The organism is Herbaspirillum sp. C7C8 (assembly GCF_022627875.1).
Lineage (GTDB): Bacteria > Pseudomonadota > Gammaproteobacteria > Burkholderiales > Burkholderiaceae_D > Herbaspirillum.
Genome location: NZ_JABXGG010000016.1, coordinates 20,435 through 35,268 on the forward strand (window position 1 = coordinate 20,435; position 14,834 = coordinate 35,268).

The 14,834-nt window shown below is 64.2% G+C and carries 11 protein-coding genes; 8 read left to right on the forward strand and 3 right to left on the reverse strand.

Features of this window, described 5'->3' with window-relative positions; all coding sequences use genetic code 11:
• The first annotated feature begins 274 nt into the window (after positions 1 to 274).
• The 4 genes from HWE01_RS17665 to HWE01_RS17680 all read left to right on the forward strand — a co-directional run bounded on the left by HWE01_RS17665 (position 275) and on the right by HWE01_RS17680 (position 5,844).
• Positions 275 to 973: an HAD-IA family hydrolase gene (locus HWE01_RS17665; protein ID WP_241822448.1), complete on the forward strand. Its 699-nt coding sequence runs from the start codon at positions 275 to 277 to the stop codon at positions 971 to 973.
• Positions 974 to 1,135: 162 nt separating this feature from the next.
• Positions 1,136 to 2,758, forward strand: a complete 1,623-nt coding sequence (locus tag HWE01_RS17670) for an ABC transporter substrate-binding protein (RefSeq protein WP_241822449.1) — start codon at positions 1,136 to 1,138, stop codon at positions 2,756 to 2,758.
• A gap of 131 nt (positions 2,759 to 2,889) precedes the next feature.
• A complete protein-coding gene (locus tag HWE01_RS17675; protein ID WP_241822450.1) occupies positions 2,890 to 3,453 on the forward strand; it encodes a cytochrome b in 564 nt (187 codons plus the stop codon).
• Positions 3,454 to 3,696: 243 nt separating this feature from the next.
• Positions 3,697 to 5,844, forward strand: coding sequence for a c-type cytochrome (locus tag HWE01_RS17680; RefSeq protein WP_241822451.1), 2,148 nt, complete (start codon positions 3,697 to 3,699; stop codon positions 5,842 to 5,844).
• A gap of 48 nt (positions 5,845 to 5,892) precedes the next feature.
• Here HWE01_RS17680 and HWE01_RS17685 read toward each other — a convergent pair whose 3' ends face one another.
• Positions 5,893 to 7,614, reverse strand: a complete 1,722-nt coding sequence (locus HWE01_RS17685; protein ID WP_241822452.1) for a methyl-accepting chemotaxis protein — start codon at positions 7,612 to 7,614, stop codon at positions 5,893 to 5,895.
• A gap of 323 nt (positions 7,615 to 7,937) precedes the next feature.
• On the opposite strand from HWE01_RS17685, the gene HWE01_RS17690 reads away from it, so the two are divergent.
• Together HWE01_RS17690 and HWE01_RS17695 are read left to right on the forward strand one after the other, a co-directional pair.
• Complete coding sequence (locus HWE01_RS17690; RefSeq protein WP_008329068.1) at positions 7,938 to 9,182, forward strand: multidrug effflux MFS transporter; 1,245 nt, start codon at positions 7,938 to 7,940, stop codon at positions 9,180 to 9,182.
• 66 nt (positions 9,183 to 9,248) lie between these two features.
• Positions 9,249 to 9,446, forward strand: a complete 198-nt coding sequence (locus HWE01_RS17695) for a hypothetical protein (RefSeq protein ID WP_008329069.1) — start codon at positions 9,249 to 9,251, stop codon at positions 9,444 to 9,446.
• Between the two features lie 106 nt (positions 9,447 to 9,552).
• Here HWE01_RS17695 and HWE01_RS17700 read toward each other — a convergent pair whose 3' ends face one another.
• Complete coding sequence (locus HWE01_RS17700) at positions 9,553 to 11,979, reverse strand: DNA polymerase II (RefSeq protein WP_241822453.1); 2,427 nt, start codon at positions 11,977 to 11,979, stop codon at positions 9,553 to 9,555.
• A 196-nt stretch (positions 11,980 to 12,175) separates the two neighbouring features.
• Between HWE01_RS17700 and HWE01_RS17705 the strand changes: the two genes are divergently transcribed.
• Both HWE01_RS17705 and HWE01_RS17710 read left to right on the forward strand, forming a co-directional pair.
• A complete protein-coding gene (locus tag HWE01_RS17705; protein WP_241822454.1) occupies positions 12,176 to 13,006 on the forward strand; it encodes a lysozyme inhibitor LprI family protein in 831 nt (276 codons plus the stop codon).
• Positions 13,007 to 13,163: 157 nt separating this feature from the next.
• Positions 13,164 to 13,370, forward strand: a complete 207-nt coding sequence (locus HWE01_RS17710; RefSeq protein ID WP_241822455.1) for a hypothetical protein — start codon at positions 13,164 to 13,166, stop codon at positions 13,368 to 13,370.
• A gap of 21 nt (positions 13,371 to 13,391) precedes the next feature.
• Here the strand turns inward: HWE01_RS17710 and HWE01_RS17715 are convergent, their stop codons facing one another.
• Positions 13,392 to 14,804, reverse strand: a complete 1,413-nt coding sequence (locus tag HWE01_RS17715; protein ID WP_241822456.1) for an aminotransferase-like domain-containing protein — start codon at positions 14,802 to 14,804, stop codon at positions 13,392 to 13,394.
• Positions 14,805 to 14,834: the final 30 nt, after the last annotated feature.

Genomic DNA, 14,834 nt, shown 5'->3' on the forward strand with positions numbered 1-14,834 from the left:
GGACCTGGGGGCACCACGGGGAAGAACGGACCGCCTGGCGCCACCTCGCCATGAGAACTTGCAGGAGCGCATTCCCGGCCTGCGGCAACGCTGGAAAAAGCATGCCACAGCATGCTGTGACAGGTGTCCAGAAAAAAATTCTGTGCGGTTTGACCAGCCTACTTTGCATCCAGTGCAGGCGCGCGCGCCCGTATTCTTGAAGCAATAGCTCAAGCGCTCTCATTCGTGGCTATGCCCCCACTCTCATCGTCATTCCCTTTTTCTGGAGCAAGACATGCCTCTGAAGGATTTCAAGGTACTCACGTTTGACGTCGTCGGCACCCTCATCGATTTCGAAGGCGGCATGCTCGCCTATCTGCGCAAGGCTGTCCCCGAGAGCAAGATCTCGGATGAGGATTTCCTGGCAGCCTATCGCACCGCCCGCAGTGACGGCAACACAGTCTGGTATCCGGATGACCTGGAACGCTGCTGGCATGTCATCGCCCCTGGCCTGGGCCTGCCCGATACGCCCGCGCTGGCTCGCGGCCTGCGTGACTCGGTGGCCGACTGGCCGGCGTTCCCGGACTCGGTCGAGGCCCTGCAGCGTCTGCGCAAGCACTTCAAGCTGGTCACCATGACCAACGCCCAGACCTGGGCCCTGCAGCACTTCGCGCGCACCCTGGGCGAACCCTTCGACCTGCTGCTCAGCTGCGACGACGCGCTCTGCGAAAAACCCGACCCGCAATATTTCGCCTACGCACGCGGCCGCTTCGAAGGTCAATGGGGTTATCGCCAGGCCGACAACCTGCATGTGGCGCAAAGCCAGTATCACGACATCGGCGTGTCCAAACGCCTGGGCATCACCACCTGCTGGATCGAGCGCCGTCACGGCAAGCCCAGTTCGGGCGGCACCATCGCCTCCGAACATACGGTACCGGATTACCACTTCCACACGCTGGCCCAACTGGCCGATGCGGTAGAAGCAGGTCAGTGACGCAGGGCGGATCGCGCGATCCGCCCATCTCCCGGCGGGCCGTACAGCCCGCCCTGACTGGCGCTGCGCGGCGCCAGCTTGCATCAGTTCATCCAAGTCCGGACCGGCCATCCCCCCGGTCCGCCTGTCTTCTCACGCCTCAACCACACAGGGAGCTGCAACATGGACGACAACGGCAAGAACAAACACGATCTCACTCTGCTGGCCAGCGCTACCGCCGGTGTGATGGATTGCCTCAAGCGTGGCGCCAGCCGCCGCGATATTCTCAAGGTGCTCATGGCCGGCGGCATGCAGGCCGCACTGGCCGGCAGCCTGGCGACCAGCGCCGCCAGCGCCTACGCCCAGACTCCGCGTCGCGGCGGCAAGCTGCGCGTGGGCAGCGACACCGCCTCGGTCAGCGACACGCTGGACCCGGCCAAGCAGGCCAACAAAACCGATTACTCGCGCGGCACCATGCTCTACAACGGCCTGACCTCGCTGGATGCCAGTCTGACGCCGCAACCGGCGCTGGCCGAGTCGTTCAGCAGCAAGGATGCCAAGGTCTGGGTGTTCAAGCTGCGCCGTGGCGTTACCTTCCATGACGGCAAGCCGCTCACGCCGGCCGACGTGGTGTTCTCGCTCATGCGCCACAAGGATCCGGCCACGGCGTCCAAGGCCAAGACCCTGGCCGACCAGATCGACAGCGTCAAGGAGAGCGGGCCCAACGAAGTCACCGTCACCCTGGTTGCACCCAATGCCGACCTGCCGGTCATCGTCGGCACCTTCCACTTCCACATCGTCAAGGCCGGCACGACCGACTTCAGCACCGGCATCGGTACCGGCCCCTACAAGCTCAAGGAATTCAGTCCGGGCATCCGCTCCGTGGTCGTGCGCAACGACAACTACTGGAAGCCTGGCAAGCCCTATCTGGACGAGATCGAACTGGTCGGCATCGGCGACGAGAATGCACGCGTCAACGCCCTGCTCTCGGGCGGACTCGACCTGGTGGCCAACCTCAATCCGCGCACCATCGAGCGGATCAAGGGCAGCTCCGGCTTTGCGGTGCTGGAAACCCAGTCCGGCGCCTACACCGACCTGATCCTGCGCAAGGACATCGGCCCCGGCAGCAACCCCGACTTCGTGCTGGCCATGAAGTATTTGATGGACCGCGAAGTGATGCGCAAGAACATCGCGCGCGGCCACGCCGTGCTGGGCAACGATCAGCCCATTGATCCGACCAACCGCTTTTATCTGGCCGGCCTGCCCCAACGCCAGATGGACCTGGACAAGGCCAAGTACCACCTGCAGAAATCGGGCGTGACCGGCAAGGTGCCCATGGTCTGCTCGGTGGCGGCCATGTATTCCGTCGATATCGCCACGGTGCTGCAGCAGACCGCGCAGCGCATCGGCCTGGAACTGGAATTGAAACGCATGCCGCCCGAAGGCTACTGGGCCAACCAATGGCTCAGCAATCCGGTCGGATTCGGCAACGTCAATCCGCGTCCGAGCGCCGACGTACTGCTCACGCAGTTCTTCCAGTCCCAGGCCGCCTGGAACGAGTCGCGTTTCAAGAGCGAGCAGTTCGACCAGTTGCTGACGGCTGCGCGCGCCGAGATCGATATCGGCAAGCGCAAGCAGATGTATGGAGACATGCAGACCCTCATTCATGAGCAGGCCGGGATCGGTATTCCCATGTTCCTCGCCAGCCTGGACGGGTACAGCAGCAAGCTTAAGGGACTCTCGCCGATTCCGCTGGGCGGCATGATGGGGTATTCCTTCGCCGAGCATGTATGGCTGGATGCGTGATCTGATCCATACAAGTTGCGGGGCAATGACAGGGTAGTGGTCAGCATTGGTCAGAAAAATATTGCGCCAGGCTAATGCTGATCTAAGTTTCCTGACTTACCATTGGGAACATTTTTTCCATGGGAACCCAGATGAACAATACCGATGATGCACTCGGGCAAGGCACCCGTTATCACCCCCTCTACGCCGCGCTGCACTGGCTGATGTTCCTGTTGTTCGTGGTGGCGCTGGCCACCATCGAATACCGCGATGACATCCCCAAGGGAGATCCCCTGCGCGATCTGCTGCGCACCGTGCACATGCACGCCGGCCAGTTGGTACTGATCCTGGTCGTGGTGCGCCTGATCGCCCGCAAGACGCTGGGCGTGCCAGCGGAGCTGCCGCTGCCGCGCCTGCAGCAACTCGGTGCGCAGGCAGTGCACCTGCTGCTGTATGCGGTGATGATCGGCCTGCCCATTACCGGCATCCTGTTCACCCAGGCCGGTGGGCGCGATGTGGTCTTCTTCGGCATGACGCTGCCGGTGATCCTGGCCAAGGACATGGCCGTGCGCGGCCCCATCAAGGAAGTGCACGAGTTCATGGGCAATGCGGTCTATTTCCTGGTCGGGCTGCATGTGCTGGGCGCGCTGTGGCACCAGCTGTTTGATCGCATGCCGATCCTGCAGCGGATGTCCTTGCGTTCAGCGCGCAAGTAGCCCTCGCCTGACGCGGGCAGCAGCTGTTGCTGCCCCTGCTCTGACGACAACGCCATCCGGGCATTCCGGGTGGCGTTTTTTTCATGCTTCGGCCTGTTTGTGAAGGCTGTCAAAAACCTGACAGGCATCTCGCCAACGGTCTTTGCGCAAGATCAAGCAGGGTCGGATCATCGCGTCGAAGTGACTGCGGAGCAAGGTTTAAATGGTGGCATCCCCTCTCGACAAAAACGATCAGGACCCATCATGTCAACGCTTCGTCTTGCCCTTGCCCGACAGACCGCGCTCTTGCTTGCGTGGCTCACGCTGTGCTGCACCCTGACCTCGCCCCTGGCCGCTGCCTCCCCGCCGGCAGGTGCGCCGCCCGGCGCAGCGATCCTGCCCGCCGTGCCGGATGACCTTCCTGCCGACTTCAGTGACGCCCTCGACGCCAGCACCCGTGAACAGGTCCTGCGCGGCCGCTACATCGCCCGGCTGGGTGACTGCGCGGCCTGCCACACCAGCGACAAAAGCAAGCCCCTGGCCGGTGGCCTGGCGCTGGAAACGCCCTTCGGCAAGCTGTACTCCACCAACATCACCCCGGATCGCCAGACCGGAATCGGCCAATACAGCTTTCCGCAGTTCGACCGCGCCATGCGTGAAGGCGTCACGGCGGACGGACACCATCTCTATCCGGCCATGCCCTATCCGTCCTACGCGAAGATGACCGAAGCGGACATGCGCGACCTGTACGTCTATCTCATGCAAGGGGTCAAGCCGGTCAGGCAAGCCAACCAGCCGCTGGAGATGTCTTTCCCCTTCAACCAGCGCTGGGGCATGGCGCTGTGGAACATGGCCTTCCTGCAACGCAGCGTCTTCCAGCCGGACCCCTCCCGCTCGGCGCAATGGAATCGCGGCGCTTACATCGTCCAGGGCCCCGGTCACTGCGGCGCCTGCCATACGCCACGCGGCGTCGGCTTCCAGGAAAAGACCATGAGCGAGGCCGGCAGCAATGGCTCGCTGTTCCTTTCCGGCGAGACGGTGGAACACTGGCGCGCCCTCGACCTGCGCGGGAAATGGCAACCGGAGGAGCTGGCCCGACTGCTCAGGACCGGCAGCAACCGCCATGGGACGGTGGCGGGCAACATGGTCGATGTGATCCAGCAGAGCACGCAATACCTGACCAACGAGGATCTGCTCGCCGTGGGCAGCTATCTGGCCAGCCTGCCCTCCCCATCCCATGCCGCTGGTACGGCCACGCCGGCCATCGAGGTCGCCGGTACCGTCCCCTCCAATCTGTACACCTCGCGCGGCGGACTGGGCTATGTGCAGTTCTGCGTGTCCTGTCACCGCAGCGACGGCAACGGGGTACAGGCGCTGTTCCCTCCGCTGGCGGGCAATCCGACCGTGCAGAGCGATGAGCCATCCTCGCTGATCCACATCATGCTCACCGGATGGCGTACCGCCCGCACACATGGCCAGCCGCGGGTATTGAGCATGCCTGCGTTTGCCGAGCTGGGCGATGACGAGATTGCCGAGATCATCAACTTCGTGCGGGCCAGCTGGGGCCGACGCCAAGGCACCCCCATCAGCGGGCAGCAGGTGGCCGCCCTGCGCGCGCAGCTTGGCGCGGATCAGGAAAAACGGGGCGGTCCACGCTTCGACGCCCCGCGCCTGGCCGACATGCTCAAGGAGAAGAATGCGGCCCAGCTGGTTCACGGAGCCCGCCTCAATATCGAGACCGGACGAATGCTGCCGCAGCACGTGGGTAACGGACTGAACTGCGCCAGTTGCCATCTCAATGCCGGCACGGTCGGCGGTGGTTCGCCTTATGTCGGTGTATCGGCAGCCTTCCCCAGCTATGCGGCGCGGGCCGGACGGGTCATCACGCTGGAAGACCGCATCAATGGCTGCTTCCCCCGCTCCATGAACGGCAAGCCCCTGCCACCGGGATCGGAAGACATGAAGGCCATGCTGGCCTATATCGAATGGATGCGTCGCGATACCCAGCCCGGCCAGAAGGTGCCGGGACGCGGCATCGGCAAAATCGACCGGACGCTGAAACCCGATCCCGTCAATGGCGAGCACATCTACCGCGCCCAGTGCGCTGCCTGTCATGGGGCACAGGGCGAAGGGCTGCGCAGCCAGGCCGGCCAGTGGATCTACCCTGCCCTGTGGGGCGAGCAGTCCTTCAACATCGGTGCCGGCATGGCACGTACCTACACGGCTGCCGCTTTCGTCAAACAAAATATGCCCATCGCCCTGCATGATCGCTTTCCGCTGGGTCAGGGCGGGCTGTCGGACCAGGAGGCGGTGGATGTGGCCGAGTTCTTCACGCACCAGCCACGTCCTGACTTCGCCCCCAAGGTCAAGGACTGGCCCCGGGACAAGAAGCCGGCCGATGCCCGCTACTGACTACTGAGGTGCGTCATGGCGGGGCCGGGCGCAGCATCGCGGCTCGCCTCAGGCGGCCATGTCGATGACCATGCCATCGCCGTCATGGAATTCGCCATGATCCAGCCGGAACGACCCCACCAGTTCGGCCATGCGTTCAGTGGCCAGACGCATCGCTTCGGCGGCCGCCGAGGACTGCTGGACCAGCGCCACATTGTGTTGCGTGACCTGATCCATGGCGCTGACGGCCTCGGCCACCTGCACCACGCCGGCCGACTGCTGCATGCTCACGCTGGCGATCTCGGCAATGACCTGGTTCACGCAACCCACCTGCGTGACCACTTCCTGCATGGTCAGGCCGGCCGCCTGGGCACGCTGGCTTCCTTCTTCGATCTGCGCCACCGAGGCCACGATCAGGTCCTTGATCTCCTGGGCGGCGGCCGACGAGCGCTGTGCCAGCACCCGCACCTCGCTGGCGACCACGCTGAAGCCACGGCCCTGCTCACCGGCATGGGCTGCCTCCACGGCCGCGTTCAGCGCCAGCAGGTTGGTCTGGAAGGCGATGCCGTCGATCACCCCGATGATCTCGACGATACGGCCGGCAGCGGCCTGGATGGCTCCCATCTTGAGCACCACCTGCTCGACGGCAGCGCCCCCGGCGGCGGCCACCCGTGCTGCCGAATCGGCCAGGGCGCTGGCGCGCTGGGCGTGTGCAGCGCTCTGCTGCGCGGTCGAACTCAACTGCTCCATGGCCGCCGCGGTTTGCTCCAGCGAGCAAGCCTGCTGCTCCGAGCGCGTGGCCAGGTCAAGGGCGCCGTCGGCAATATCTCCGGCCGAACCGCGCATGACCCTGGCGCCATGACGCACCTGGCGTACGATGTGGATCAAGCCCTGCTGCATGTGCTGCAACGAGGCCAGCAACTGGCCGGTCTCGCCCTTGAAATCGACCTCGATGTGCCCGCACAGATCGCCCTTGGCGACCCGCGTGGCCACATCGGCGGCCTGACTGAGCGGCCCGGCAATGAGCCGGTACAGGCTGGCCAGGCTCACCGCCAGTACCAGCAGCACCATGCCCGCCACGAAGGTGGTCAGCGCACTGAGGGATTCGGCGCGCTGGCTGGCCTGAGCGATCTCCTGCTCCGTGCGCGTCTCCATCATGGTCAGGAATTCGTCGATGGGGCGCATGATGCGCGCCTTTTCCACGTGATAGGCGTGGTCGTGCATGATCTTGCGAGCCAGCGCCAGGTCCGGCTCGGCCAGCAGCAGGTCAGTGCCCGGGCGGCCCTGGTAATGTCCCTGGACGATGTTCATGGCCCGGGTCTCGGTAGCGACCAGGGTATCGGAATTGCGCTTGGCTTCGAGCAGCTTGTCCATCTCCGCCTGCGTGAAGCCGGCTTGCTGCATCAGCGCGGCCAGCGAGGCCGTCACGTTGCTGTCGGGACGGGGCGGCTGGCCGTCGGCAGCCACCAGATCCCAGTAGATGCGCTCATAATGCTCGGGACGTGGGCGCTTGCCGTCGCGAATATCCAGGATGGCGTGATACTGGCGCTCATACTCCGCATCGCCGGTGACCACGTAGGTGCGCGCCAGGCGCGTGAGATCATCCGAGCTCTGACGCAATTCCGCCGCCAGCTGCTGCGAGACATGACGCCGCATATGGGCCTGGTTGAGTTCGCGCCCGGCCTGCGCCTCGGCCATGGCCACCACCACCAGCGTGACCATCAGCCCCGCGATGATGACGGTGAGCGTCAGCAGGATCTGCCTGATTGAAAACCGTTTATAGATCGACATCTTCCCCTCCCTGTTCGTCCGAAAAAAAGCCGGCCGCAGCGGGCAAAGCCTTCTGGGCCTTGCTTCGCCGACCGGCAGGCGGACGATACTTGTGGTGCTTCGGTTTGGGAGGAATCCCGCAGAGATGCTCGATGAATCTAGAATTCGTTCGTTTTTTTTATCGAATAAATTTGAATTTCTCTCTAAAACTATCTTGGTTCATGACAAAAAGATCAGAACATTTTCCGCCTATGCGTGACGTTGTGTTTACGATCGGGTGAGCGCCAGCAGAAAACTGCATCCAGGTTCACAATAGCGGACTTTGCCCTGCAGACTGCCTCCCCATGAACCCCGTTGCATCGCGTCCTGCCAATCATCCGCGTTTCCTGCTGTTTCTGATCTGCGCCTTTGCCTCGGCGGGTCAGTTGGCCATTGACCTGTACGTACCGGCCCTGCCGGAAATGGCCATCGACTATGCCACTTCGGCCCAGGCCATCCAGACCAGCGTGACGGGTTATCTGATCGCCTATGCCTTCGGCCAACTGGTATTCGGGCCGCTGGCCGATGCCTATGGGCGCAAGCGCATCCTGATGCTGGGCCTGGGCCTGTTCACACTGGGCTGCGTGCTGTCGCTGGCCGCCCCCAACCTGGAGACCTTTGTCGCGGCGCGGGTGCTGCAGGGCTTCGGCATCGCTGCCACCAACCTGCTGGCCAAGGCCATCATCACCGATTCCTTCGCCGGACAGGCGCTGGTACATGCCTATACCTACATGGCCATTGCCTGGGGCCTGGCCCCGATCATTGCGCCGGTGATCGGGGCGCACCTGCAGGAAGCCTTCGGCTGGCGTTCCTGTCTGGTGTTCCTGTTGATCTATTCATTGGCGATGTGGGCCATCCTGTGGCGCTACCGCGAGACGTTGGAGCGGCCGGTACAGCTGCATCCGGTCACGTTGCTCAAGAATGCGCGCATGGTCCTGGCCAGCCCGGTGTTTCAGAGCTGCTTCCTGGCCCAGGGGCTGTGCTACAGCATCCTGCTGGTGTTCAATATCGTCGGGCCCTTCATGGTGCAGAACACCTTGCACCAGCCACCGACCTTCTTCGGCTACCTGGCACTGGCCATCGGAATGATGTATTTCCTGGGGGGCATTTCCAACCGCATCCACCATCGCCGCCTGCCCACGGCGGAGCAGCGCCTGCGCATCGGCGCGCGCGTGATGACGGCGGCGGCCTTCGCCATGCTGGCACTGGGCCTGACCGTGGGGCTGCAGGTGTGGACGCTCATCTCGCCGGTGCTGGTGATGGCTTTCTGCGCCGGGGCCATGTATCCCACGCTCATGGCCAAGGGCAATTCGATCTTCCCGCACATTGCCGGGCTCACCAGTGCCATCCTGGGTTTCGCGCTGCTGCTGGTGTCCTCGGGCATGATGGGGCTGGCCGGATTCGTCTCCATCCAGAGTCTCACGCCGCTGGCGGTATTCTTCTGCATCGTCGGGCTGACCGTGATCGCCATGATCGGCAAGCTGCTGCAGCACCTGCAGACGGCCCCGGCCCCGGCATCGTTGCAGGTGCGCCCATCAGAAAAACCCTGATATCGGCATCCCGGCAGGTGCAATACGATGGGGCCATCGACATTGATTCATTCCACGGAGGACCCCATGGCCATCATCCAGACCCTGCTGCACTACGGTAGCTATCTCGCCGCCTTCTATGCCGTCTACCTGCTGGCGGGCGGTCTGGCGTTCGGGCTGGTGCTGTGGCAGAAGGTGTATGGCAAGACAGGACCGCAGCCGGTACCGGTGCGCGTGCGCCATGTACGCCGGGCGCCGCACGAGCAGGATTCGCATTACCGCTGAAGCGTGAATACAGTCATGGCGCTGGCGTAAACAATCGCCGTATTCCCGCAGGTCGGCCAAGGGCTGGATTCGATGAATCCGGCCCTTTGTCATTGGCCCCGGCACATCAAAACAACTCCCGCTGCGGCGAAGTAACTGCCGCGAAACTATCGTCCACGAACACCAGGATGGCGTCGGCCACCGGTGCCAGCTGACGCTCCAGGTAGTGCCCATAGTCAATGGCGGCACGGCGTTTTTCCAGCGGCTCCGGTCCCGCCGTGGTCATGACGTAGTTGATCCAGCCACCCTGCTGGTATTGCAGCGGTCGTCCGCCCTCCTCGTTGACCTGATCGGCCATGCGCGCTGCGCGCACATGGGGCGGCACGTTCTTCTCGTAATGGTCGAGCTGGCGGCGCAGCCGCTTGCGATAGACCAGCAACGCATCCAGCCGCCCGGCCAGCAGGTCGGCCACATAGCCGCTGATGAAGTCGCGGTAGGGCTCGCCCCGGAAGATGCGCAGATACAGTTCCTGCTGGAAGCGCTGTGCCAGTGGCGACCAGTCTGTGCGCACCGTTTCCAGCCCCTTGTAGGTGACCTTGTCCTGGCCCTCGGCCGTGCACACGTAACCGGCATAGCGCTTCTTGCTGCCGGTGTCGGCACCGCGCACGTGCGGCATCAGGAAACGCTGGTAATGCACCTCGAACTGCAGTTCCAGTGCGCTTTCCAGCTGGTATTGCTCGGCCAGGTGATGTCGCCACCACGCGTTGATGCGTGCAGTCAGCTGCAATCCGATCTCGCGCGCCCTGGCGTCGTCATGAGGCTGCCGCAGCCAGACGAAGGTGGAGTCGGTATCCCCATAGATGACCTCGTAACCGGCCTCCTCGATGAGCTCGCGCGTGCGGTGCATGATCTCGTGCCCGCGCCGTGTGATCGACGAAGCCAGGCGCGAATCGAAGAAGCGGCAACCGGTCGAGCCCAGCACGCCGTAGAAGGAATTCATGATGATCTTCAGCGCCTGCTGCAGCGGCTTGTTGCCCTGGGCCTTGGCAGCCTCGCGAGCCTCCCATATCTGCGCGATGATGGCGGGAAGGCTGTGACTGTGGCGCGAGAAGCGCGCACCGTTGTAGCCGGGCACGGTCGCGCTGTCGGGTTCATTCAAGGTGCCATCGACCAGCCCCACCGGATCGATCAGGAAACTGCGGATGATGCTGGGATACAGGCTCTTGTAGTCCAGCACGATCACCGAGTCGTACAAGCCCGCGCGCGACTCCATGACGAAGCCGCCCGGACTGGCCAGCGCCTCGGCATCGCCCAGGTTGGGGGCGACGTAGCCCTTGCGGTGCATGTGCGGCAAATAGAGATGCGTGAATGCCGCCACCGAGCCGCCGCTGCGGTCCGCCTGCAACCCGGTGACGCTGGCGCGTTCGAGCAGGAAGGAAAGGATGTCGGTCTGCTCGAAGATGCGCGTGACCAGCTCGCAATCCTTGAGGTTGTAGGTCGCCAGGGCCGCCTTGTCCTCGTTGAACATGCGATCGATCTCGTCCATGCGCTCATAGGGCGTGGCGATGGCCTTGCCTTCGCCCAGCAGGGCTTGCGCCACGTTCTCCAGGCTGAAGGAGGAAAAATTCCAGAAGGCCCCACGCAGACTTTCGATGCCGTCGATCACCAGGCGGCCCGGCGCATTGACCAGCAGATGATTGGCGCGCATGCCGTGTTCGCGCCACTCCAGCACGCGCCCGGCACGACCCAGACGTAGCCGGGTCTGGTATTTCTGCGCCTGCTTTTGCAGCACGTTGAGGTCGAACTGCACCAGGTTCCAGCCGATCAGCGCATCCGGATCATGGCGCGCAATCCAGGTGTTGAGGCAGTCGATGAGTTCCTTGCGACTCTGGCAGAACTGCAGATCGAAGTTCACCGCCGCCACCGCACCACTGGGCGGCCCCAACGCAAAGACGCTGCGCTGGCCGCATCCTTCGATGGCGATGCTGTAGAGCTCACCCTGCCAGCTGGTTTCGATATCCAGTGAGGCCAGTTTCAGGGGCGGGCGATAACCCGGCAAGGCACGAATGCGTCCCTCCACCAGCACGCCGTGGCCATCGTCCACACCCTGGAAGGCCACGGGGGCGTTGATGAAGCGCTCCATCAGGTAACGTTCGGGCGGACGGATGTCGGCTTCGTAGACGCTGATGCCGGCGGCGATCAGGGCCTTCTCCATCTTCAGCAGCTTGCGGTACTGGCGCGCATAGAGACCCAGCACAGGACGCTGGCTGAGATCCTTCAAATGCGCCAGCGTGCGCAGTTCCATATCGGGTTCGCTGACGATGTGTGCCCGCACCCGATCGGCATGCTCCTGCGGCACGAAGGCGACCGCCATCTGCGGCGGCAGGCGCAGGCATTGCGGACCGTCGTCGGTGGCCAGCCACAGCTCGATCTCCACCCCGGCCGGCGTATCGCGCCAATGCCGGGACAGCAGGAAACCTGCGCGCTCGCCGGGGCGCAAGGCGGAAGAAGTCGTGGGAGTGGCTGCGTCGGTCACCGGCGGTTGCGGATACATGCGATGGAGACGGGATTCTACTTGGATGTGAGCATCCTTGCGCACCCATGGGGCAGAGCAATTGTGAAGAATCCCCAACACGCTTTTTCAGCTGCAAAGATTTTTAAAAAATTCCGTTTCTTCTCCACGTTTTGAGCCTTGGCAGGCGGTGCGATGCTGGCGCCCATCACGTTCCCGCAATACGGAGAGTCTCGCCATGAAATCCCTGCCCCTCGTCCTCCTGCTCGGCAGCGCCAGCCTGTTGGGTGCACTTGAACTCTCGCCGGCCCGCGCCGCCAGCTTCGATTGCAGCAAGGCCGGGTCGGCCAACGAGAAGACCATCTGCCGCGACCCCGAACTGTCGGCCCTGGATGACCAACTGGGCCGTACCTATCGGCGCGCCCGCCAGGCTGCCACCGATGTGCGCGCCTTCCGGACGGCCAGCGATGCGCAATGGCGCTGGCGCGAACAGAATTGCCGTGACCGCGACTGCCTGCTGGCCTGGTATCAGCGCCGCCAGGCCGAACTGCAGGCCCAGGCGGCGCCGGCTGCATCGCCCGTGGCGCTGTCGGCCACGCCGCCCAAGTCACCGCCCAAGTCACCGGCCGGATCGCCCGTGCCCGCCCTGGCAGCCGTGCCGCCAGGCGCCACCACAAGTGCGCCGGCGGCGGCAGAAGCCCTGCGGCTGGGGCTGGACACGCGCCAGATCGAGCAACTGGCACCGCAAGGCAGCATGCCCTGGCCGCACTATGCGCGAGTCGAGCGCGGCCAGTATTTCTATCGCGATCCCCAGGCAGCCGAGACACAGCCGCTGGTGGCCGTGCGCTATTACGGCATGGAGAACGGGCAGTACATCCTCGAAGCCGTGCGCGGCCAGACCGTCTTGCGCTACACCTGCAGTGCCGATTGCCGCTACATCGCACAGCTGGCCCTGCCGGGCGACGTGGAAAAGGACACCGTCATCGTCAGCAATGACCGTGCTTCGCTGCCGGGACTGATCGTCAGCGATGCCGTCAACGGCCTGCTGGCACCGGTGCAGTCGCAATAGCAACAGCCATGGCAACTGGCCACGGGCGACATGCGATTGCGCACTTGTCCTACACGCGATAGCGAAGAGGGATGACAGGCGGGGCGGCACGGCACGGGCATACTGAGCAGCACCGAGCATGGTGCACATGCTCCCCTTGCCCTGGCGAGAAGCTCATATGAAGAAAATCGAATTCGACGGTTACCTGCTGGTCTATCAGGCCGATGACAGCGAGGGCCGCTGGAAAGCTTCCTACGCGATCCTGAAGGATCGTGCAGAAATCAGCCGAGGCTCCCTGCCGCTGGCTGCCCACTCCGAAGACGAAGCCGTCGGCGAGATCCTGGCCGCCGCGCGTGGCCATACCACCAGCGCATTGCCTGCCTAGCCGCACGTCTTCGTCACGACGCTACACCACCACTTCACGCACACTGCGGCGATGGGCCAGCTCCATCAGCCGCCGCAATGCGTGGACCAGTTCAAAGCGGCTGCGTGAACGCCCCAGCGAGATCCGGATGTGCGGTCCAAGACCGAACCGCGAGCGCTGGGTAGCGACCTCGAAGCTGTCCTGAGCCACTACATTGAGCCCGGCCTCCCTGGCCTTGACCACGAAATCCTGTCCCTTCCAGCGCTCCGGCAAGGCTTTCCAGAGGTGGATGCCGCCGCTGTCGGCCAGGCTTGCATCACCGAGGGTGCGCAAGGCCAGCTCCCGGCGGGCCCAGGCTTCCTGGCGGATGCCCGCGGTCAGCGCAGCGGCGGTGCCGTCGTGTATCCATTGGGTCGAGAGTGCCGTGGTCAGCGGCGTGGACATCAGCACGAAGGAGCGCAGTGCCGCCAGCACCTCCTCCTGTGACTGTCCCTGGGGCGTGACCAGATAGGCGGTGCGCAGCCCAGGCAAGAGGCACTTGGCCAGTGTGGAGACATAGAACACGTGCCGGGGCGCATAGTGCGCCAGCGGCCTGGGCGCGTTGGCGGCAAAGCGCCAGTAGGGATCATCCTCGATGATGCGCAAATCCATGCGCGTGGCCACGGCCGCGATCTCGGCACGGCGCGCAGCGGGCATGGTGTGGGTGGTCGGGTTCTGCAGGGTCGGGTTCAGGTACACCAGGCGGGCGCCATGCCTGCGCGCCATGGTAGTGAGCAGATCAGGACGCATGCCCTCGTGATCCACATCGACGGCGACCACGTTGCGCCCCAATTGCGCAGCGGCGGCCAGCAGGCCGGGATAGGTCAGCGGCTCGGCCAGGATGGTCTCGCCCGGCCGGGTCTGCGAGAGCAGCAAGGCGGCCAGTGCCGATTGCGCCCCAGGACAGGCCAGCACCCGACTCTCATCGAGTGCGCCCAGCATGTCCTGCAGCCACAGTGCCCCAGCCGCCCGGTCGGCACTGCTGCCGCCACCCAGGTGGTAGGTCATTAGCAGATCGATATCGCTGTGCATCAGCACCTGCGAGACCCCCTGGCGCAACAGGTCGTCCAGGTCGATGCCGGCCGGGGGTGGCGGAATGTTCATGGAGAGGTCGATCACCTGACTCAAATCCACCTTGGGCGCGGCCACGAAGCTGCCGGCCGCACCGCGCGCCTCCAGCAGATGGCGGCGGCGCGCCTCACCGTAGGCGCGGGTGACCGTGGTCAGATCGACCTGCAGGCGTTCGGCCAGCACCCGTTGCGGCGGCAGGCGGTCACCGGGCTTGAGGCGCTCCTCCGAGATGGCCTGCTCCATGAAGCCGACGATCTGCAGGTAACGCGGGCCACCTCCGGCCGTAAAGCGGGAAATCCAGTGCAGAGTATGCCCTGCGGCGTGTGGGGGGTCCGGTCTGGCCATGCGGCTCCTGGGATGAACGAGTGTGCCAGC

Bases quoted from the DNA above. Each gene is read 5' to 3' on its own strand.
- HWE01_RS17665 (WP_241822448.1), top strand. From the start codon at position 275: ATGCCTCTGAAGGATTTCAAGGTACTCACGTTTGACGTCGTCGGCACC.
- HWE01_RS17670 (WP_241822449.1), top strand. From the start codon at position 1,136: ATGGACGACAACGGCAAGAACAAACACGATCTCACTCTGCTGGCCAGC.
- HWE01_RS17675 (WP_241822450.1), top strand. From the start codon at position 2,890: ATGAACAATACCGATGATGCACTCGGGCAAGGCACCCGTTATCACCCC.
- HWE01_RS17680 (WP_241822451.1), top strand. From the start codon at position 3,697: ATGTCAACGCTTCGTCTTGCCCTTGCCCGACAGACCGCGCTCTTGCTT.
- HWE01_RS17685 (WP_241822452.1), bottom strand. From the start codon at position 7,614: ATGTCGATCTATAAACGGTTTTCAATCAGGCAGATCCTGCTGACGCTC.
- HWE01_RS17690 (WP_008329068.1), top strand. From the start codon at position 7,938: ATGAACCCCGTTGCATCGCGTCCTGCCAATCATCCGCGTTTCCTGCTG.
- HWE01_RS17695 (WP_008329069.1), top strand. From the start codon at position 9,249: ATGGCCATCATCCAGACCCTGCTGCACTACGGTAGCTATCTCGCCGCC.
- HWE01_RS17700 (WP_241822453.1), bottom strand. From the start codon at position 11,979: ATGTATCCGCAACCGCCGGTGACCGACGCAGCCACTCCCACGACTTCT.
- HWE01_RS17705 (WP_241822454.1), top strand. From the start codon at position 12,176: ATGAAATCCCTGCCCCTCGTCCTCCTGCTCGGCAGCGCCAGCCTGTTG.
- HWE01_RS17710 (WP_241822455.1), top strand. From the start codon at position 13,164: ATGAAGAAAATCGAATTCGACGGTTACCTGCTGGTCTATCAGGCCGAT.
- HWE01_RS17715 (WP_241822456.1), bottom strand. From the start codon at position 14,804: ATGGCCAGACCGGACCCCCCACACGCCGCAGGGCATACTCTGCACTGG.